Below are 17,504 nucleotides of genomic sequence, written 5' to 3'. Positions count from 1 at the left end.
TAGTATGAACGCGACGCCAGAAAAGGCTGACGACCTCATCGTCGTTGGCAAGATTTTTTCGGTTCACGGCGTTCGCGGCGAGGTGAAGGTGTATTCCTTTACCGATCCGATTGAAAACCTGTTGGATTATCCGCGCTGGACGCTTCGGCACGAAGGCAAGGTAAAGCAGGTCGAGCTGGTCAACGGTCGTGGCTCCCAGAAGGGCCTGGTCGTGAAGCTGAAAGGCCTCGATGATCGCGATGAAGCCCGTCTTCTGAGCGGTTACGAAATCTGCATTCCGCGGAGCCTTCTGCCCAACCTGGCTGCTGACGAGTACTACTGGTACCAGTTGGTCGGCCTGAAGGTCATCAACCAGGACGAACAACTGTTCGGCAAGGTCGATCACCTGTTGGAGACCGGTGCGAACGATGTAATGGTGGTCAAGCCCTGCGCAGGCAGCCTGGATGATCGCGAGCGTCTGTTGCCCTATACGGCGCAATGCGTGCTCGACGTCGACCTGGAAGCAGGCGTGATGCGGGTTGAATGGGACGCGGACTTCTAAACGATGGGTAACCTTCGCGTAGACGTCATCACGTTGTTCCCCGAGATGTTCTCGGCCATCACGGAGTACGGCATTACCAGCCGCGCGGTGAAACAGGGGTTGCTTCAGGTGACTTGCTGGAACCCGCGGGACTACACCACAGATCGTCACCACACGGTGGATGATCGGCCGTTTGGCGGTGGTCCGGGCATGGTGATGAAAATCAAGCCTCTGGAAGATGCCCTGGTTAGCGCCAGGCAAGCGACCGGAGCAGCGGCGAAGGTGATCTACCTTTCGCCACAAGGCCGCAAGCTGACTCAGCAGGCGGTCAAAGGCCTGGCCGAACAGGAATCGTTGATCCTGATCGCCGGTCGTTATGAAGGCATCGACGAGCGCTTTATCGAGGCTCATGTCGATGAGGAGTGGTCGATTGGCGACTATGTGCTTTCCGGTGGCGAGCTGCCGGCCATGGTACTGATCGATGCGGTTACACGGCTGCTGCCCGGAGCTTTAGGGCATGTGGACTCGGCGGAAGAAGATTCCTTCACCGACGGTCTGCTCGATTGCCCGCACTACACCCGACCTGAGGTGTATGCGGATCAGCGTGTTCCCGACGTGTTGCTAAGTGGCAACCATGCACACATCCGGCGTTGGAGAATGAAGCAGTCCCTTGGTAGGACCTTCGAACGACGCGCCGATCTTCTGGAAAGTCGCTCGCTTTCTGGAGAAGAGAAGAAGCTGCTCGAGGAATATCTCCGCGAGCGGGACGATAGTTAAACGTATCGATGGTGGATCACGTATCCATCTTAGGAGCACAGCATGACCAACAAGATCATCCAGCAGCTCGAAGCCGAGCAGATGAGCAAGGAAATCCCGACCTTCGCACCAGGCGACACCGTTGTCGTTCAGGTTAAAGTGAAGGAAGGTGAGCGTTCCCGTCTGCAGGCGTTCGAAGGCGTCGTTATCGCCAAGCGTAACCGCGGTCTGAACAGCGCCTTCACCGTGCGCAAGATCTCCAGCGGCGTTGGCGTAGAGCGTACCTTCCAGACCTACAGCCCGCAAATCGACAGCCTGGCCGTGAAACGTCGTGGTGACGTGCGTAAAGCCAAGCTGTACTACCTGCGCGACCTGTCCGGCAAAGCCGCTCGCATCAAGGAAAAACTGTCCTGAGTGCAGTTTGCCCGGTGGCCGAGGCCGCCTAGCGAGAAAAAAGCAGCCTTCGGGCTGCTTTTTTGCGTTTTGACCCCCGAAGATGTGATTGCCATGACTACCCGAGACCAGGAAATCCTGCGCCGCACCGAGCTGTCGGTGACCCGCGTGACCAAGGCGGTGTTCCCCAACACCACCAACCACCACAACACCCTGTTCGGCGGCACCGCCCTGGCCTGGATGGACGAAGTGTCGTTCATTGCTGCCACGCGCTTCTGCCGCCTGCCACTGGTGACCGTGTCCACTGACCGCATCGACTTCAAGCACCCGATCCCGGCGGGCTCGATCGTCGAGTTGGTGGGGACGGTCATCAAGGTGGGTAATACCAGTTTGCAGGTGCAGGTGGATGTGTTCGTCGAGAACATGTACCTGGATGGGCGCGAGCGAGCGATTCACGGGGTGTTCAGCTTCGTCGCCATCGACGAGGACAAGCGGCCGGTGCCGGTTTTGCCCCAGGCCTGAGTTCTCCTGCACTGGCCCTTTCGCGGCTAAAGCCGCTCCCACAGGGATCGCACATACCTCAAGGGCGGTGATATCTCTGTGGGAGCGGCTTTAGCCGCGAAGAGGCCAGTACAGACAACAATTATGCTGCTGTGAAACACTAAGCCACCTCCAACACCCAGCAGCCCCGAATGCCCGCCCTAGACCACCCCCTGATCGACCAGTTCCTCGACGCCCTGTGGCTTGAAAAGGGCCTGTCCGACAACACCCGCATGTCCTACCGCAGCGACCTGGCCCTGTTCAACGGTTGGCTGCAGGAACACGGCGTCAGCTTGCCCGATGCCGGCCGCGACCTGATTCTCGACCACCTGGCCTGGCGCCTCGACCAAGGCTACAAGCCGCGCTCCACGGCACGCTTCCTGTCCGGCCTGCGCGGTTTCTTCCGCTACCTGCTGCGGGAAAAGCTGGTGGCCATCGACCCGACCCTGCAAGTCGACATGCCGCAACTGGGCAAGCCGCTGCCCAAGTCGTTGTCCGAAGCCGACGTCGAAGCCTTGCTGCAGGCCCCGGACCTGAGCGAAGCCATTGGCCAGCGTGACCGCGCCATGCTCGAAGTCCTCTACGCCTGCGGCCTGCGGGTCACCGAACTGGTCAGCCTGGCCCTCGATCAGGTCAACCTGCGCCAGGGCGTGCTGCGGGTGATGGGCAAGGGCAGCAAGGAGCGCCTGGTGCCCATGGGCGAAGAGGCGGTGCTTTGGTTGCAACGCTACCTGCGCGATGGCCGCGCCGAACTGCTCAATGGCCGCCCCAGCGATGTCTTGTTCCCCAGCCAGCGTGGCGAGCAGATGACCCGCCAGACCTTCTGGCATCGCATCAAGCATCATGCGCGGGTCGCCGGTATCGACAAACCGCTGTCGCCGCATACCCTGCGCCATGCCTTCGCTACTCATCTGCTCAACCATGGTGCCGACCTTCGCGTGGTGCAGATGCTGCTGGGCCATAGTGACCTTTCGACCACGCAGATCTACACCCATGTCGCCAAGGCCCGCCTGCAGCAATTGCATGCCCAGCACCACCCGCGTGGATGAATGTTTTTCATGTTCCGCCGACCGGTCCTTGCAAGGCCCTTCACTGGCGGTGTGATGTGGTAGGCTTGAGCGGTTTGCACCAAGGGCCGCACGGTCACCGCGTATTTTCCGCAGGTGGCGCCCTCCGGCCCCTGTCCGCCTTCAGGAGTTCCCATGCGCGTGACCCAGTTTTTCGCCGCCGCCGCGTTGGCGCTGGCCAGTACCTTTGCCGCTGCCGCGGCAACCGATAGCAATGCTGCTGCCGAGCAGGCCATCCGTAAGTCATTGCAGAACCTCGAGCTGGAAGTGCCCGTCGAAAGCGTGGCCAGCAGCCCGGTCAGTGGCCTGTATGAAGTCAAGCTGCAGGGCGGCCGCGTGCTGTATGCCAGCGGCGACGGCCAGTTCGTGATGCAGGGCTACCTGTTCCAGATCCAGGACGGCAAGCCGGTCAACCTCACCGAGAAGACCGAGCGCCTGGGCATTGCCAAGCTCATCAACGGCATTCCAGCCGCCGAGATGGTGGTTTATCCTGCCAAAGGCGAGACCAAGTCGCACATCACCGTGTTCACCGACACCACCTGCCCGTACTGCCACAAGCTGCACGCCGAGGTGCCCGAGCTCAACCGCCGCGGTATCGAAGTGCGCTATGTCGCCTTCCCGCGTCAGGGCCTCGGTTCGTCGGGTGACCAGCAGTTGCAGGCTGTCTGGTGTTCCAGCGACCGCCGTGCGGCGATGGACAAGATGGTCGAGGGTGAGGAAATCAAGGCCGCCAAGTGCGCCAACCCGGTCAGCAAGCAGTTCCAGCTGGGCCAGTCGATCGGCGTCAACGGCACGCCGGCGATCGTCCTTGAAAGCGGCCAGGTCATTCCGGGCTACCAGCCGGCACCTCAGGTCGCCAAGCTGGCACTGGCCAAGTAATCCAATTCAGTACGCCGTCGTCATGGGGTGACGGCATGTTTCACGGTCGGCATAGGTGTCGGCCGTTCAATGGGGAGTTCACAGTGAAACCGGTCAAAGTAGGCATCTGTGGGTTGGGGACCGTCGGTGGCGGAACCTTCAATGTACTTCAGCGCAACGCCGAGGAGATCGCCCGCCGTGCCGGGCGCGGTATTGAAGTGGCACAGATTGCCATGCGCTCGCAGAACCCGAACTGCCAGATTACCGGTACCCCCATTACCGCTGATGTGTTCGAAGTTGCGAGCAACCCGGAGATCGACATTGTCATCGAGCTGATCGGTGGCTACACCGTGGCCCGCGAACTGGTGCTCAAGGCCATCGAAAACGGCAAGCACGTGGTCACCGCCAACAAGGCGCTGATTGCCGTGCACGGCAACGAAATCTTCGCCAAGGCCCGCGAGAAGGGCGTGATCGTCGCCTTCGAAGCGGCCGTGGCCGGTGGCATCCCGGTGATCAAGGCCATCCGCGAAGGCCTGTCGGCCAACCACATCAACTGGCTGGCCGGCATCATCAACGGCACCGGCAACTTCATCCTCACCGAAATGCGTGAGAAGGGCCGCGCCTTCCCGGACGTGCTGGCCGAAGCCCAGGCGCTGGGTTACGCCGAAGCCGACCCGACCTTCGACGTTGAAGGCATCGATGCCGCGCACAAGTTGACCATCCTGGCCTCGATCGCTTTCGGCATCCCGCTGCAATTCGACAAGGCCTACACCGAAGGCATCACCCAGCTGACCACTGCTGACGTGAACTATGCCGAGGCCCTGGGCTACCGCATCAAGCACCTGGGTGTGGCCCGCCGCACTGCCGAAGGTATCGAGCTGCGCGTACACCCGACGCTGATCCCGGCCGACCGCCTGATCGCCAACGTCAACGGCGTGATGAACGCCGTCATGGTCAACGGCGACGCCGCTGGCTCCACCCTGTACTACGGCGCCGGTGCCGGCATGGAGCCTACCGCTTCGTCGGTAGTCGGTGATCTGGTCGATGTGGTCCGTGCCATGACCTCCGACCCGGAAAACCGCGTACCGCACCTGGCCTTCCAGCCGGATTCGTTGTCGGCCCACCCGATCCTGCCGATCGAGGCCTGCGAAAGTGCCTACTACCTGCGTATCCAGGCCAAGGATCACCCTGGCGTACTGGCCCAGGTGGCCAGCATCCTCTCGGAGCGTGGCATCAACATCGAGTCGATCATGCAGAAGGAAGCCGAGGAACAGGACGGCCTGGTGCCGATGATCCTGCTGACCCATCGCGTGGTCGAGCAGCGCATCAACGACGCTATCGTCGCCCTGGAAGCCCTGCAGGACGTCATCGGCAAGGTCGTGCGCATTCGCGTCGAGCAGCTCAACTAACAATAGTGCCGTGGGGCCGCCAGCGCGGCCCCGGCCCCAGTATCGAAGGTTTGCACCCATGCGCTATATCAGTACCCGCGGCCAGGCTCCGGCCCTCAATTTCGAAGACGTCCTGCTGGCTGGCCTGGCCAGCGACGGCGGCCTGTACGTCCCGGAAAACCTGCCACGCTTCACCCAGGAAGAAATCGCCTCGTGGACTGGCCTGCCGTACCACGAACTTGCTTTCCGGGTAATGCGCCCGTTCGTCGAAGGCAGCATCGCCGACGCCGACTTCAAGAAGATCCTCGAGGAAACCTACGGCGAGTTCGCCCACGCCGCGGTTGCCCCGCTGCGTCAATTGAACAGCAACGAGTGGGTGCTGGAGCTGTTCCACGGCCCGACCCTGGCGTTCAAGGACTTCGCCCTGCAACTGCTCGGCCGCCTGCTGGACCACGTGCTGGCCAAGCGCAACGAGCGCGTGGTGATCATCGGCGCCACCAGTGGTGACACCGGTTCCGCCGCCATCGAAGGTTGCCGCCGTTGCGACAACGTCGACATCTTCATCCTGCACCCGCACCAGCGCGTGTCGGAAGTGCAGCGCCGGCAAATGACCACCATCTTCGGCGACAACATCCACAACATCGCCATCGAAGGCAACTTCGACGACTGCCAGGAAATGGTCAAGGCCAGCTTCGCCGACCAGTCGTTCCTCAAGGGCACCCGCCTGGTTGCGGTCAACTCGATCAACTGGGCGCGGATCATGGCCCAGATCGTCTACTACTTCCACGCTGCCCTGCAGCTGGGTGGCCCGGCGCGTTCCGTGGCGTTCTCGGTGCCGACCGGCAACTTCGGCGACATCTTCGCCGGCTACCTGGCACGTAACATGGGCCTGCCGGTAAGCCAGCTGATCGTCGCCACCAACCGCAACGACATCCTGCACCGCTTCATGAGCGGCAACCAGTACGTCAAGGAAACCCTGCACGCGACCCTGTCGCCGTCGATGGACATCATGGTCTCGTCCAACTTCGAGCGCCTGCTGTTCGACCTGCACGGCCGCAACGGCGGCGCCATTGCCGAGCTGATGGCCAACTTCAAGCAAGGTGGCGGCTTCAGCGTCGAGCAAGACCGCTGGACCGAAGCGCGCAAGCTGTTCGACTCGCTGGCAGTGAGCGACGAGCAGACCTGCGAAACCATCGCCGAAGTGTTCGCCGCTACCGGCGAAGTGCTCGACCCGCACACCGCTATCGGCGTCAAGGCCGCCCGCGAGTGCCGCCGCAGCCTGGACACGCCGATGGTGGTGCTGGGCACCGCGCACCCGGTCAAGTTCCCGGAAGCGGTGGAGAAGGCCGGTGTTGGCAAGGCGCTGGAGCTGCCAGCGCACCTCAGCGACCTGTTCAGCCGTGAAGAGCGTTGCACGGTGCTGGCCAATGACCTGAAGGCCGTGCAGGGCTTTGTCAGCCAGCATGGTAACCGCGGCAAGCCTTTGTAAGCATCGGGGCCGCACTGCGGCCCATCGCCGGCAAGCCAGCTCCCACCCCGACCGCATAGACCCAAGGTCATGTGCAATCCCTGTGGGAGCTGGCTTGTCGGCGATGGGCTGCGGAGCAGCCCTAATTATCCGAATCTTCCCACTGCTCCATCAGAAACATCCTATTCAGGCCGCCCAGCGCAACGCCTAAATTAGCCGGTCCTCCCATCAGGAGCGGCTCATGCACCAGCCCTACGTGTTGATCCACCAGGCTCGCCCATCCCATCAGATCCTCCTGCACCAGGCCCTCAACGCTCAGGGCATGTTCCATGTGCGCATCAGCGAAACCAGTGCAGACCTCGACGCCTGCCTGAACGCCGATCACCGCCCCGATCTGCTGATCCTTGACCACGCCATGCCAACCCGGGCCGGCCTTGCCTTGCTCGAACAGCAGCACCGAACTCGTGCTTTGCTGTTCGTCGGCCAGGCTACCCCCAAGCGCCGCAACCTTGCCCAAGAGGCCAGAAACCGCGGCCTGTGGGTGCTCGCGGAACTGTCCTGGCCACTGTCGATGCCATGCCTGCAGCGAGCTCTGCAGGCACTGCAGGTGCGCCCGTGGCGGCGTATTCAAACTGTCACGTCCGCCCCGCATGCTCACTGAAGCAGCCGCGGTGTAACGAACTTTCCGCTGCGTCTGTTGGTCAGTTCCTCTATATCCCACCACGCAGCGAGTGATCCGGATGGAAAGAATCTGCAGACTGCTCAACGAAGCCCTGACCCCCTATCAGACCCACCTCGGCGTCGCCGATGCCCAGGGTAATCGCCAACTGACCGTTCATGACCGCCTCGCCGGCATCACCTTGCGGCGCACGGTGAGCGAACGCCAGTTGCAGGAACAACGCCTGTTGGTCGACCTGGTGGATGGCCTTCACCGTGACCTGCAGATCGCCGAAGGGCGTTTGCAGCCCTGTGTGATCGCGGCATTGCAGCAGCGTCAGCAACCCCATGGAACCTTTGCCTGAGTGGTTTATCAGACACTGTAGGGGCAGCCTGGCCAGTGCTTTGCTCCGGCGCTGGCAAGGCTGTCACGGGAAGCCCCCAAGGGCTTTCGCTTGGCCCCGGGCGTGTTTCCCCAGCGCCCGGGGTTTCTTTTCTTGGGGGGCAGGCACATGTCCTTGTAGGAGCGGCCTTGTGTCGCGATGGGCCGCAAAGCGGCCCCGGCAATCTTTGCGGCGAAGCTGAAAATGTGGGGCCGCTACGCGCCCCATCGCGACACAAGGCCGCTCCTACAGGGGCCGATCGGGCAGCTAGTGGTCTTCGAAGAAGCGCTTGCTCTCTTCCAGGTAGTCTTCCTGCAACGCCGGGTCCAGCCAGCGTGCATACAACCCCGGCAACACATCCCGACGCAGGGCAGGCAGCAGCTGGTCGATGTGCGCAATGGCTTCACGCCCCAGCTCGCTGTTTGAACAGCCCACATGCAGAAACTGGTAGCGGTTTACCCCTTTCACAGGGTGAAACTGGTAGTCAGCCAGCGCCCCGCCTTGCAGGTCGACCAGGTAGCGCACCTCGGGCCAGTAGCCGAGCACCATGCGCAGGCGCCCGAGCTGTTGCATCTGCAGCAGGTTGGCGGTGGCGTCGTTGCCGTAGTGGCGGCTGAACGCGGTGTCGGGCAACTGGCGCAGGATGGCGTCGATCTGTGTGCCATAGCTGCGCTCGGCGACAACACCCAGCTTCAGTGGGGTCTTGCTCAGCAGGTTGAGCAGGTCTACCTCCTGGCCGTCGAGGTAAGGCGCCACCAGCGCCTCGCTTTCCTTGCGCAGCACCAGGCCGCCACTGAGCACGCCCAGGGAAGGCACGGAAAACCTCACATATTCGGCGCGTTCCGGCGTCCACAGCAGGGTCGGGTCGCAGGTGAAACTTTTCGGGTCCTGCAGCATCTGGATGCCGCGGGCGCGGTTGACCCGCAGGATGCTGTGGTCGTACTCGGGCATCTGCCTGATCAGCAGGGGCAGCAACTGGTCGATCACCCCTTGGCCTTTTTCCGGTCCTTCGAGAATGGTGAACGGCGGCAGGTCGCGCACCAGCCAGAAGATGCGCTCCTTGGCGCTGGCTGGCTGCAGCAGTGCAGGCAGCAGCCCGCACAGCAGGACCAGGTGACATAGGCAACGGGCAGCGCGCATGGACCAGGGCCGCGCCAGGGTCAGACCGTGCCTGCTGCGCGCAGGCTGGCGATGGCCGCCGCGTCGTAGCCCAGGGTGCCGAGCAGTGCCTCGGTGTGTTCGCCCAGCGCCGGGCCTACCCACTCGGTAGAGCCGGGGGTGTCCGACAGCTTGGGCACGATCCCCGGCATGCGGAATGGCTTGCCGTCCGGCAGCTTGGCCTGCAGGAACATTTCGCGTGCCAGGTACTGCGGGTCATTGAACATGTCCTCGGCCGAATAGATGCGGCTGGCCGGTACTTCGGCGGCGTTCAGCACCTGTATCAGTTGCTCCAGCGGCAGGCTGTTGGCCCAGCGGTCGATTACCCCGTACAGCTCGTCACGGCGCAGGTCGCGGCCATCGTTGGTGGCCAGGGTCGGGTCGTCGGCCAGGTCGGTGCGGCCAATGGCTTGCATGAAGCGCTTGAAGATCGCATCGCCGTTGGCGCCGATCTGTACATGCTTGCCGTCGGCGCTGGTGTGAATGGAGGAGGGCGTGATGCCTGGCATGATGTTGCCGGTACGTTCGCGGATAAAGCCGAACACATCGAACTCCGGGACCATGCTTTCCATCATGGCGAAGATCGCTTCGTACAGGGCCACGTCCACCACCTGGCCCTGGCCGCCGTTGACTTCCCGGTGTCGCAGCGCCATCAGTGCACCGATCACACCCCACAGGGCAGCAATCGAGTCACCGATGGAAATACCCGTGCGCACCGGTGGGCGGTCGTCGAAGCCGGTGATGTAGCGCAGGCCGCCCATCGACTCGCCCACGGCGCCGAAGCCCGGCTGGTCCTTCATCGGCCCGGTCTGGCCGAAGCCCGACAGGCGCACCATTACCAGGCGCGGGTTGAGCGCGTGCAGCACGTCCCAGCCCAGGCCGAGTTTTTCCAGCACGCCCGGGCGGAAGTTCTCGATCAGGATGTCGGCGTCGGCCAGCAGGCGTTTTAGAATCTCGCGGCCCTCTGGGTGCTTGAGGTTGAGGGTGAGCGACTGCTTGTTGCGGGCCTGCACGAACCACCACAGCGAAGTGCCCTCGTACAGCTTGCGCCATTTGCGCAACGGGTCGCCGCCATCGGGCGATTCGACCTTGATCACCTCGGCGCCGAATTCGGCACAGATACGCGAGGCGAACGGGCCAGCGATGAGGGTGCCGAGTTCGACAACCTTGAGACCGGCGAGGGGTTTGCTGGGCGTAGTCATGGGGCATCCGTGGCAGCTGGGCAGATGCGTGGTTTTATCATAGGTCCGAAGCGGCAGATACTGCTGCGGGGCAACGAAGGGCAGTATCGGTTAGACTGTGTCACTTTTTCTCTGCGCAAGAAGCCCGTCGACCATGGCCCAGCCGTCCACCACCTACAAATTCGAACTGAACCTGACCGACCTCGACCGCGGCGTGTACGAAAACGTCCGTCAAACCATTGCCCGCCACCCTTCGGAAACCGAAGAACGCATGGCCGTACGCTTGCTGGCCTACGCCCTCTGGTACAACGAAAACCTGTCGTTCGGCCGTGGCCTGTCCGACGTGGACGAGGCGGCGCTGTGGGAAAAGAGCCTGGACGATCGCATCCTGCACTGGATCGAAGTAGGCCAGCCGGACGCCGACCGACTGACCTGGTGCTCGCGCCGCACCGAGCGTACCAGCCTGCTGGCCTACGGCAGCCTGCGCGTATGGCAGAACAAAGTGGTAGACGCGGTCAAGGGGCTGAAGAACCTGAGCATCGCCGCTGTGCCGCAGGAGGTGCTGGAAACCCTCGCCACCGACATGCCCCGCACCATCAAGTGGGACGTGATGATCAGTGAAGGCACGTTGTTCGTCACCGACGACCGTGGCCAGCACGAAGTGCAGCTGGAGTGGCTGCTTGGTGAGCGCGGCTGAAGCACCCCATGCGTATCGAACCTCGCCCGCTGCCGCCCACCCTGCCATTCCTGGGTAACCTGCCACCCTTGCTGACCCGCCTGTACGCCGCGCGCGGCGTGCAGAGCGAGGCCGAGCTGGACAAAAGCCTCGCGCGCCTGCTGCCGTACCAGCAGCTCAAGGGCATCGAGGCCGGTGTGGATCTGCTGGTCGAGGCTATCGACCAGCGCCAGCGCATCCTCATCGTCGGCGACTTCGATGCCGACGGCGCCACTGCCAGTACTGTCGGCGTGCTGGGCCTGCGCCTGCTGGGCGCGGCCCACGTCGACTACCTTGTGCCCAACCGCTTCGAATACGGCTACGGCCTGACCCCGGAAATCGTCGAGGTGGCGCTGCAACGCCAGCCGCAGCTGCTGATCACCGTGGACAACGGCATTTCCAGCGTCGAGGGTGTGGCTGCTGCCAAAGCCGCCGGGCTCAAGGTGCTGGTCACCGACCACCACCTGCCGGGCGCGGAGTTGCCCGACGCCGACGCCATCATCAACCCCAACCAGCCGGGCTGCAGTTTCCCGAGCAAGGCGCTGGCCGGGGTAGGGGTGATCTTCTACGTGCTGATGGCCCTGCGTGCGCGCCTGCGCAGCCTGGGGCGCTACGAAACGCAGCCGCAGCCGAACATCGGCGAATTGCTCGACCTGGTTGCCCTGGGCAGCGTCGCCGACGTGGTGCCATTGGATGCCAACAACCGCATCCTGGTGCACCAGGGCCTCGAGCGCATTCGCGCCGGCCGTGCCCGGCCGGGGCTCAAGGCCATTCTTGAAGTGGCCCGTCGCGATCACCGGCGCATCACCTCGACCGACCTCGGCTTCATCCTTGGCCCGCGGCTGAACGCTGCCGGGCGCCTGGACGACATGAGCCTGGGCATCGAATGCCTGCTGTGTGAAGACGCGGCCCTGGCCCAGGACATGGCCCAGCAGCTGGACGACCTGAACCAGGACCGCAAGTCCATCGAACAGAGCATGCAGCGCGAGGCCCTGGCCCAGCTCAAGGACCTGCCTGTCGAGTCGATGCCATATGGCCTGTGCCTGTTCGATGCCGACTGGCACCAGGGGGTAATCGGTATTCTGGCTTCGCGCCTGAAGGAGCGTTACCACCGGCCGACCATCGCTTTTGCCGACGCTGGCGAGGGCATGCTCAAAGGGTCGGCGCGTTCGGTGCCGGGGTTCCATATTCGCGATGCGCTGGATGCGGTGGCGGCGCGCCACCCGCACCTGATCAGCAAATTCGGCGGCCACGCGATGGCGGCGGGGTTGTCGTTGCCCGAGGCCAATTTCCCGGCATTTGCCGAGGCGTTCGATGAAGAAGTGCGACGCCAGCTGCGCGAAGAGGACCTGACCGGTCGGCTGTTGTCCGACGGCAGTCTGGCGGTGGAGGAGTTCCACCTCGACCTGGCCAAGGCCCTGCGCCATGCCGGGCCCTGGGGGCAGCACTTCCCCGAGCCGCTGTTCCATGGCGTGTTCCAGTTGGTGGAGCAGCGCGTGGTGGGCGAGCGGCACCTGAAGGTGGTGCTCAAGAGCGAGTGCGGCTCGGTGCGGCTGGACGGCATTGCCTTTGGCATTGACCGCGAAGTGTGGCCGAACCCGACGGTGCGTTGGGTCGAGCTGGCGTACAAGCTGGATGTGAACGAGTTTCGTGGCAATGAAAGTGTGCAGTTGATGATTGCCCACATGGAGCCGCGTTGAGGGTAGATACCGCCGCTGCTGACGGCCTGGCGCAGGCCCGTTGTGGGAGCGGGTTCACCCGCGAACACCGGCGAAGCCGGTGCACCGCGTCGCCTGCTTCGCGGGTAAACCCTCAGGGCCAGCGGCGGGCTTGAGACTTGCGCTGTACCTGTGGGAGCTGGCTTGCCGGCGATCGCCGGCGAAGCCGGTGCCATCCACCGCGTCGCATTCTTTGCGGGTAAAAGCTATCAGCGGAGCTCAGATTGCTTTTTTCGCTGCCGGTTTTGCCAGTGCATCACACCTGCTGCGCCAAACGAGGCCAGGCTAAGCAGTGAGAAAAACACAGTTCCCTCCAAAAGTTCGCGATTGTATATTTCGATCACATACTGCTTGAGGGATGGCTCATACAGGATTTCGTTATCGGTCGATAGCCGCCTGACGATTGGTCCGGACAAAGCATCCTCGATCTCGACGAAGAGTGGTGTTTTCTTATTGATGTTGGCAGCATCATAACGCGTTTTTTGAGCATATATCCGACGTCTGGTAACTTGTCCGCTTGGCTCTTTGTAGGTGATCTGAAAGGTGTAAAGCGATTTGTCGTAATCCCAAGTATCAGGTGCGGATGCAAGAGTTGCTCTGACGCTTACCCATGGCGCGGTTATCGGCTCTGGGTCTTCCGTTCTCATGGTAAGCTGTGCGAGTACAAAACAAAAAAATATAGAGCCTGCAAATAACAGGCAGGTAACCCGTTTACCCGGCTCCAATGCTCGCATCATTTGCATCCACGACTGCCAAGTCAACATCGGAAACAACCCTCGGCCCTATTCTATTCAACGATACTTGTCTTGCTGCGGTGCTGAGCAGCAGGCATATTTGTCTTGGCCTCCACCCACTACAGTTGTAATAGAGGGGATTGGCCCGGCCGGTGATTGCCCGTTAATGCTTTCAATTCCTACTGTTATCGTAGCTCCCCCTCCAGTGGCGGGAGGTGTGGGTGGTGCAATAGGTGGGTTGATGCCGCCATGTTGTATTATCGGTGGGGTGATAGTGAATGACTCTAGCGTTCTAGTGTCTAGTTTGATTTCCAAGGTGTTCGGGTTCCATGTGATGACTTGTATTAGTCCTCCGAAATGGTCGCGTATGGATTGTGGGTCTGTAATAACTAGGCTCGGCGCTAGCACCGGTGTTGCGCTCTCTTTTGTTATGTCGTGTTTAATGAGTGCGTCTATTATTGGGGTGATTGCCGTTTGAATTTGTTTTGCAAGTTCTGAATTATACGTCCCAAATAAGCTCGTTCCCAATGATATGGCGGTAAAGGCGCCTGCGACCCAAGGTGCACCTACCAGTATTGCAAAACCCGCAACGACGCCTGCTACATTACCTACAAGGCTGACATAGTCCCCTACATTCGGTTCGTCGTTGGGCTGGTACTCGGCAACAATCTTCAGAAAGGTTACCGTGCCCGCCAAGGTGTTGGTAACGATATTTATAAACGGAACCGCGCCCGCAGTCATTTGCGTAACTGACAATACAGAAGCAATCGCGCTGCTTGTCTGGGCGCTCTGTACTACAAGTGCGAAGCCCTGGTTGTCAGTCTTGAACTGATCGTGAACCGCAGCGGCCGCGCCAGCTTGGAACCCAGGCCTCCCGACCCTGTCGACCATGGCGACAAATATCTCTACTCGATTAGTCATAGTTGAAGTCCTTGTTGATTGTCTTGAATGCAATGGTGATGCGCAGGCGGTCGCAGTCTGTGGCTGGAGATTTAGCACGGTGCGGTATTTCACCATTGAAGATTGTGATGCGCCTTGGTTTGGGTAACGCCGCGGCGATAACGTCCGTCTTGGCGTCATTGCAGAATAAAAGCTCACCTCCCCACGTCGTAGCCCAGTAGTCGTTACAGAAGAGCACTGCGGTATACCCCGGCTCGCCTGGCAGGTTATCTCGGTGAATCGGGCTGTCTTGCCCAGAGGTTTGGCCGTTTGCATACACGCCGATCAGTCTGGAGTTTTTCATATGCACAGCACATAGACGTTTCCAGATGTTGATGAGGAATCCCCAGCGCTCGTTTGCAACCAGTTCTTGCTCACAACATTCCAGTGATTCACGCTTGCTTCCTGCAATGAAAAAATGCCAGCAGGGGCGAGCGAAGGGCGTGGAGTTTATTGGCCAGTCGTATCTCCATAGGGTATGTGAGAATGCGTTGTTGAGTTTGGCTTGTTCATCAGGTGTAATAGCATCGTCTAGAATGCTTACATCTCTAGATGTAAATTGTCTCGTCATTTTCTATGTCTCAAATTTTGTACATGCCTTAAAGGCTCTTGCCCAAGTAGTGCTGGCTGACGCAGTGAGACATTAGTGATTTGGTGTCGAGGGGGCGATAGGAAGTGGGACTTACCGATTGAGAAGATTTTCCGACCCGGATGTGGCTTTTGAGGAAATTGGCTGTGGGAAATTTCTCATTGCCCCGGCGCGCCGGGGCGACAAGGTATACATGGGTGTGGCAACCCATTTATGTTTGGAGTAATTACTGGTCTCTAGCAAATAACAGTAACGTCAACGAGCCATACCTAACTCGGCATCATCCATCAGCGCCTTGGCCATCGCACTGAGATAGTGCGCAGCCCAGATCATCATGGGTTTCTCATCCATTAGCCCGACGATGGTCAACTCCCGCACATAGCCCATCAATTCCGAAGCCTGATCACGGGCGTCTCGGCACGGAATGCCCGCTTCGATGCGAAATAATGGGTGGGTCTGGTTTTCACCCTGGAAGAAAGTGGTCTTGCCGACGGTGAACTGGGTGTCTTCTGTAGTCATTTTTCTAGCAATTCCTTGAAGGTTAAAGGAGTTGCCACCGCCGTTTCCACACGAAGGGCGGCAACTGTATGCAGGGTGGAAAACCGGCCTTCAAGGAACCCGGTAGGCCAAAAGGCCTCCCGCACACAGCTGCCATTACGACAGGAACTTGAAGGTTGACCGGGTTTCCACACCCGCATCGCTGGATTTCAGCGACCTGAAAAGACTAAGTGGCAGTGTTTCCAGGAACAATCAGATGCCTGTCGACAGAACATGTAGGGTATTTCCTCAGGCCAGGTATCACCAGATCCGACTCGTAGGGGATATCTGAAATGCCTGTCAGAGGGTTTGCCTTTAGCGACGGTCAGGGCTGCCATGTGCCTGCCTTGAGAGTGATGTCGCCTAGGAGATCGAGCGCCGCCCGCGCGGCGCTTCGCGGGGCAAGCCCGCTCCCACATTTGTTGCAACGTGGCCATGCCTGCAAGGCCATGGTTGTCAGCCTTGGTGCATGAGTGAAGACATGTGGGGTGGCAGCCGCGCCAACGGGGAGACATCGTCAGGCCAACAAAGCGGGCAACCATGGCCTGACAGGTTTGGCACGTTGCAACAAATGTGGGAGCGGGCTTGCCCCGCGAAGCGCCGCGCGGGCGGCGCTCGATCTCATAGGCGCCACCACTCTCGATCCACCCCCCCCTCGCATCCCACCCGAAATCCCATGGAACCTCCCCCCCAACCATTCTGGTCTAGTCTGAAGTTATGACCGGACCTGGGCCAGGGACGTGCAATTGAGTGTCCGGGCCGGATCACCATTGGAGTCCTTGGGAGGTGCCCTCATGAGCCTGCTGCTCGAGCCTTACACCCTGCGTCAGCTGACCCTGCCCAACCGCATCGCCGTTTCGCCGATGTGCCAGTATTCCGCCGTCGATGGCCTGGCCAATGATTGGCACCTTGTCCATTTAGGCAGCCGCGCCGTGGGTGGCGCTGGCCTGGTAATCACTGAAGCCGTGGCGGTGACCGCCGATGGCCGCATCACCGCTGAAGACCTCGGCCTGTGGGACGACGCTCAGATCGCCCCGCTGCAACGCATCACCCGTTTCATCACCGCCCAGGGGAGCGTGCCCGGCATCCAGCTGGCTCACGCCGGGCGCAAGGCCAGCACCTATCGCCCATGGCTGGGCAAGCAAGGCAGCGTCAAGCTCGAGGAGGGCGGCTGGCAGCCGGTGGGCCCGTCGAAAATCGCCTTCGACCCGCAACACACGACGCCGCACGAGTTGAACCACAATGAGATTCAGGGTGTGATCGACGCCTTCGTCGCCTCGACCGAGCGCGCCCTGAAGGCCGGTTTCAAGGTGGTCGAAATCCATGCCGCCCACGGGTACCTGTTGCACCAGTTCCTGTCGCCGCTGAGCAACCAGCGTCGCGACGAATACGGCAGTTGCTTCGAAAACCGCATCCGCCTGACCCTGCAGGTGGTCGAGGCCGTGCGCAAGGTCTGGCCTGCCGAGTTACCGCTGTTCGTGCGGGTATCGGCAACCGACTGGGTCGAGGACGGCTGGAACCCGGATGAAACCGTCGAACTGGCCCGCCGCCTGCGTGGTTTGGGCGTCGACCTGATCGACGTGTCCTCCGGCGGCACCTCGGTCAACGCCGAAATCCCCACCGGCCCGGGCTACCAGACGCGCTTCGCCGAGCGTGTGCGCAAGGAATCGGAAATCGCCACCGGCACCGTGGGCATGATCACCGAACCGGCCCAGGCCGAGCACATTCTGCGCACTGGCCAGGCCGACATCATCTTCCTCGCCCGCGAACTGCTGCGCGACCCGTACTGGCCGCTGCATGCCGACGACGACCTGGGCGGCAACAAAGCTACCTGGCCAGCGCAATACCAGCGCGCCACCAGCCGGGCCAACCCGATTCACGAGTCGGACCTGCGGGACTAGGT

19 protein-coding genes are annotated in these 17,504 nt (G+C 61.4%); 13 read left to right on the top strand and 6 right to left on the bottom strand.

Going from position 1 to position 17,504, the window contains the following annotated elements:
* The first annotated feature begins 4 nt into the window (after nucleotides 1-4).
* From rimM to CAG18_RS08275, 10 genes are all read left to right on the top strand, one after another.
* Nucleotides 5-541 carry a ribosome maturation factor RimM gene (gene rimM, locus CAG18_RS08320; protein WP_013971190.1) on the top strand — a complete coding sequence of 179 codons (537 nt, stop codon included), beginning with the start codon at nucleotides 5-7 and terminating at the stop codon, nucleotides 539-541.
* Nucleotides 542-544: 3 nt separating this feature from the next.
* Complete coding sequence (gene trmD / locus CAG18_RS08315; protein WP_003252146.1) at nucleotides 545-1,297, top strand: tRNA (guanosine(37)-N1)-methyltransferase TrmD; 753 nt, start codon at nucleotides 545-547, stop codon at nucleotides 1,295-1,297.
* 42 nt (nucleotides 1,298-1,339) lie between these two features.
* A complete protein-coding gene (rplS, locus tag CAG18_RS08310) occupies nucleotides 1,340-1,690 on the top strand; it encodes a 50S ribosomal protein L19 (RefSeq protein WP_003252148.1) in 351 nt (116 codons plus the stop codon).
* A 93-nt stretch (nucleotides 1,691-1,783) separates the two neighbouring features.
* The gene (locus tag CAG18_RS08305) at nucleotides 1,784-2,191 is read left to right on the top strand and encodes an acyl-CoA thioesterase (protein WP_023660491.1); all 408 of its coding nucleotides are present in this window, start codon (nucleotides 1,784-1,786) and stop codon (nucleotides 2,189-2,191) included.
* A 170-nt stretch (nucleotides 2,192-2,361) separates the two neighbouring features.
* Nucleotides 2,362-3,258, top strand: a complete 897-nt coding sequence (gene xerD, locus CAG18_RS08300) for a site-specific tyrosine recombinase XerD (protein WP_015269141.1) — start codon at nucleotides 2,362-2,364, stop codon at nucleotides 3,256-3,258.
* A 153-nt stretch (nucleotides 3,259-3,411) separates the two neighbouring features.
* The gene (locus tag CAG18_RS08295; RefSeq protein ID WP_003259432.1) at nucleotides 3,412-4,155 is read left to right on the top strand and encodes a DsbC family protein; all 744 of its coding nucleotides are present in this window, start codon (nucleotides 3,412-3,414) and stop codon (nucleotides 4,153-4,155) included.
* A gap of 83 nt (nucleotides 4,156-4,238) precedes the next feature.
* On the top strand, nucleotides 4,239-5,543 hold the full coding sequence (locus CAG18_RS08290) for a homoserine dehydrogenase (RefSeq protein WP_003259434.1): 1,305 nt from the start codon (nucleotides 4,239-4,241) through the stop codon (nucleotides 5,541-5,543).
* A 58-nt stretch (nucleotides 5,544-5,601) separates the two neighbouring features.
* On the top strand, nucleotides 5,602-7,011 hold the full coding sequence (gene thrC, locus CAG18_RS08285) for a threonine synthase (protein ID WP_085720728.1): 1,410 nt from the start codon (nucleotides 5,602-5,604) through the stop codon (nucleotides 7,009-7,011).
* Nucleotides 7,012-7,231: 220 nt separating this feature from the next.
* Nucleotides 7,232-7,651, top strand: coding sequence for a response regulator (locus CAG18_RS08280; RefSeq protein ID WP_039612791.1), 420 nt, complete (start codon nucleotides 7,232-7,234; stop codon nucleotides 7,649-7,651).
* Nucleotides 7,652-7,730: 79 nt separating this feature from the next.
* Complete coding sequence (locus CAG18_RS08275; protein WP_015269143.1) at nucleotides 7,731-8,012, top strand: DUF3509 domain-containing protein; 282 nt, start codon at nucleotides 7,731-7,733, stop codon at nucleotides 8,010-8,012.
* Nucleotides 8,013-8,297: 285 nt separating this feature from the next.
* Here the strand turns inward: CAG18_RS08275 and CAG18_RS08270 are convergent, their stop codons facing one another.
* Entirely contained in the window at nucleotides 8,298-9,170 is an 873-nt protein-coding gene (locus tag CAG18_RS08270; protein ID WP_054573210.1) for a TIGR02285 family protein, read from the bottom strand.
* Nucleotides 9,171-9,190: 20 nt separating this feature from the next.
* Nucleotides 9,191-10,390, bottom strand: coding sequence for a CaiB/BaiF CoA-transferase family protein (locus CAG18_RS08265; protein ID WP_015269145.1), 1,200 nt, complete (start codon nucleotides 10,388-10,390; stop codon nucleotides 9,191-9,193).
* 133 nt (nucleotides 10,391-10,523) lie between these two features.
* Here CAG18_RS08265 and CAG18_RS08260 point away from each other — a divergent pair, with 133 nt between their 5' ends.
* Nucleotides 10,524-11,066 carry a YaeQ family protein gene (locus CAG18_RS08260; RefSeq protein WP_013971198.1) on the top strand — a complete coding sequence of 181 codons (543 nt, stop codon included), beginning with the start codon at nucleotides 10,524-10,526 and terminating at the stop codon, nucleotides 11,064-11,066.
* A gap of 8 nt (nucleotides 11,067-11,074) precedes the next feature.
* Entirely contained in the window at nucleotides 11,075-12,784 is a 1,710-nt protein-coding gene (gene recJ / locus CAG18_RS08255; protein ID WP_085720727.1) for a single-stranded-DNA-specific exonuclease RecJ, read from the top strand.
* Between the two features lie 227 nt (nucleotides 12,785-13,011).
* Here recJ and CAG18_RS08250 read toward each other — a convergent pair whose 3' ends face one another.
* From CAG18_RS08250 to CAG18_RS08235, 4 genes are all read right to left on the bottom strand, one after another.
* Nucleotides 13,012-13,566, bottom strand: coding sequence for a hypothetical protein (locus CAG18_RS08250; protein ID WP_061303177.1), 555 nt, complete (start codon nucleotides 13,564-13,566; stop codon nucleotides 13,012-13,014).
* Nucleotides 13,567-13,593: 27 nt separating this feature from the next.
* A complete protein-coding gene (locus CAG18_RS08245; protein WP_085720726.1) occupies nucleotides 13,594-14,457 on the bottom strand; it encodes a hypothetical protein in 864 nt (287 codons plus the stop codon).
* Nucleotides 14,450-15,046 (bottom strand): 2OG-Fe(II) oxygenase, encoded by a 597-nt coding sequence (locus tag CAG18_RS08240; protein WP_085720725.1) that lies wholly within the window; start codon nucleotides 15,044-15,046, stop codon nucleotides 14,450-14,452. Before CAG18_RS08240 ends, CAG18_RS08245 begins: the two co-directional genes overlap by 8 nt.
* A gap of 273 nt (nucleotides 15,047-15,319) precedes the next feature.
* Nucleotides 15,320-15,583, bottom strand: coding sequence for a DUF3077 domain-containing protein (locus tag CAG18_RS08235; protein ID WP_025337923.1), 264 nt, complete (start codon nucleotides 15,581-15,583; stop codon nucleotides 15,320-15,322).
* 812 nt (nucleotides 15,584-16,395) lie between these two features.
* Between CAG18_RS08235 and CAG18_RS08230 the strand changes: the two genes are divergently transcribed.
* Nucleotides 16,396-17,502: an NADH:flavin oxidoreductase/NADH oxidase gene (locus CAG18_RS08230; protein WP_054573212.1), complete on the top strand. Its 1,107-nt coding sequence runs from the start codon at nucleotides 16,396-16,398 to the stop codon at nucleotides 17,500-17,502.
* The last annotated feature ends 2 nt before the right edge of the window (nucleotides 17,503-17,504 follow it).

The sequence above is a fragment of the Pseudomonas sp. B22(2017) genome, assembly GCF_002113105.1.
GTDB lineage: Bacteria > Pseudomonadota > Gammaproteobacteria > Pseudomonadales > Pseudomonadaceae > Aquipseudomonas > Aquipseudomonas asiatica.
The sequence above is the reverse complement of the archived record's forward strand: the minus strand, read 5'-3'. Positions and strand labels throughout refer to the sequence as shown.

Excerpts from the sequence above, each read along its gene's own strand:
- CAG18_RS08240 (WP_085720725.1), bottom strand. The coding sequence starts at position 15,046 with ATGACGAGACAATTTACATCTAGAGATGTAAGCATTCTAGACGATGCT.
- CAG18_RS08280 (WP_039612791.1), top strand. The coding sequence starts at position 7,232 with ATGCACCAGCCCTACGTGTTGATCCACCAGGCTCGCCCATCCCATCAG.
- CAG18_RS08230 (WP_054573212.1), top strand. The coding sequence starts at position 16,396 with ATGAGCCTGCTGCTCGAGCCTTACACCCTGCGTCAGCTGACCCTGCCC.
- CAG18_RS08265 (WP_015269145.1), bottom strand. The coding sequence starts at position 10,390 with ATGACTACGCCCAGCAAACCCCTCGCCGGTCTCAAGGTTGTCGAACTC.
- CAG18_RS08250 (WP_061303177.1), bottom strand. The coding sequence starts at position 13,566 with ATGTTGACTTGGCAGTCGTGGATGCAAATGATGCGAGCATTGGAGCCG.
- rimM (WP_013971190.1), top strand. The coding sequence starts at position 5 with ATGAACGCGACGCCAGAAAAGGCTGACGACCTCATCGTCGTTGGCAAG.
- CAG18_RS08245 (WP_085720726.1), bottom strand. The coding sequence starts at position 14,457 with ATGACTAATCGAGTAGAGATATTTGTCGCCATGGTCGACAGGGTCGGG.
- CAG18_RS08235 (WP_025337923.1), bottom strand. The coding sequence starts at position 15,583 with ATGACTACAGAAGACACCCAGTTCACCGTCGGCAAGACCACTTTCTTC.
- CAG18_RS08260 (WP_013971198.1), top strand. The coding sequence starts at position 10,524 with ATGGCCCAGCCGTCCACCACCTACAAATTCGAACTGAACCTGACCGAC.
- CAG18_RS08295 (WP_003259432.1), top strand. The coding sequence starts at position 3,412 with ATGCGCGTGACCCAGTTTTTCGCCGCCGCCGCGTTGGCGCTGGCCAGT.
- rplS (WP_003252148.1), top strand. The coding sequence starts at position 1,340 with ATGACCAACAAGATCATCCAGCAGCTCGAAGCCGAGCAGATGAGCAAG.
- xerD (WP_015269141.1), top strand. The coding sequence starts at position 2,362 with ATGCCCGCCCTAGACCACCCCCTGATCGACCAGTTCCTCGACGCCCTG.
- thrC (WP_085720728.1), top strand. The coding sequence starts at position 5,602 with ATGCGCTATATCAGTACCCGCGGCCAGGCTCCGGCCCTCAATTTCGAA.
- CAG18_RS08275 (WP_015269143.1), top strand. The coding sequence starts at position 7,731 with ATGGAAAGAATCTGCAGACTGCTCAACGAAGCCCTGACCCCCTATCAG.
- trmD (WP_003252146.1), top strand. The coding sequence starts at position 545 with ATGGGTAACCTTCGCGTAGACGTCATCACGTTGTTCCCCGAGATGTTC.
- CAG18_RS08270 (WP_054573210.1), bottom strand. The coding sequence starts at position 9,170 with ATGCGCGCTGCCCGTTGCCTATGTCACCTGGTCCTGCTGTGCGGGCTG.
- CAG18_RS08305 (WP_023660491.1), top strand. The coding sequence starts at position 1,784 with ATGACTACCCGAGACCAGGAAATCCTGCGCCGCACCGAGCTGTCGGTG.
- recJ (WP_085720727.1), top strand. The coding sequence starts at position 11,075 with ATGCGTATCGAACCTCGCCCGCTGCCGCCCACCCTGCCATTCCTGGGT.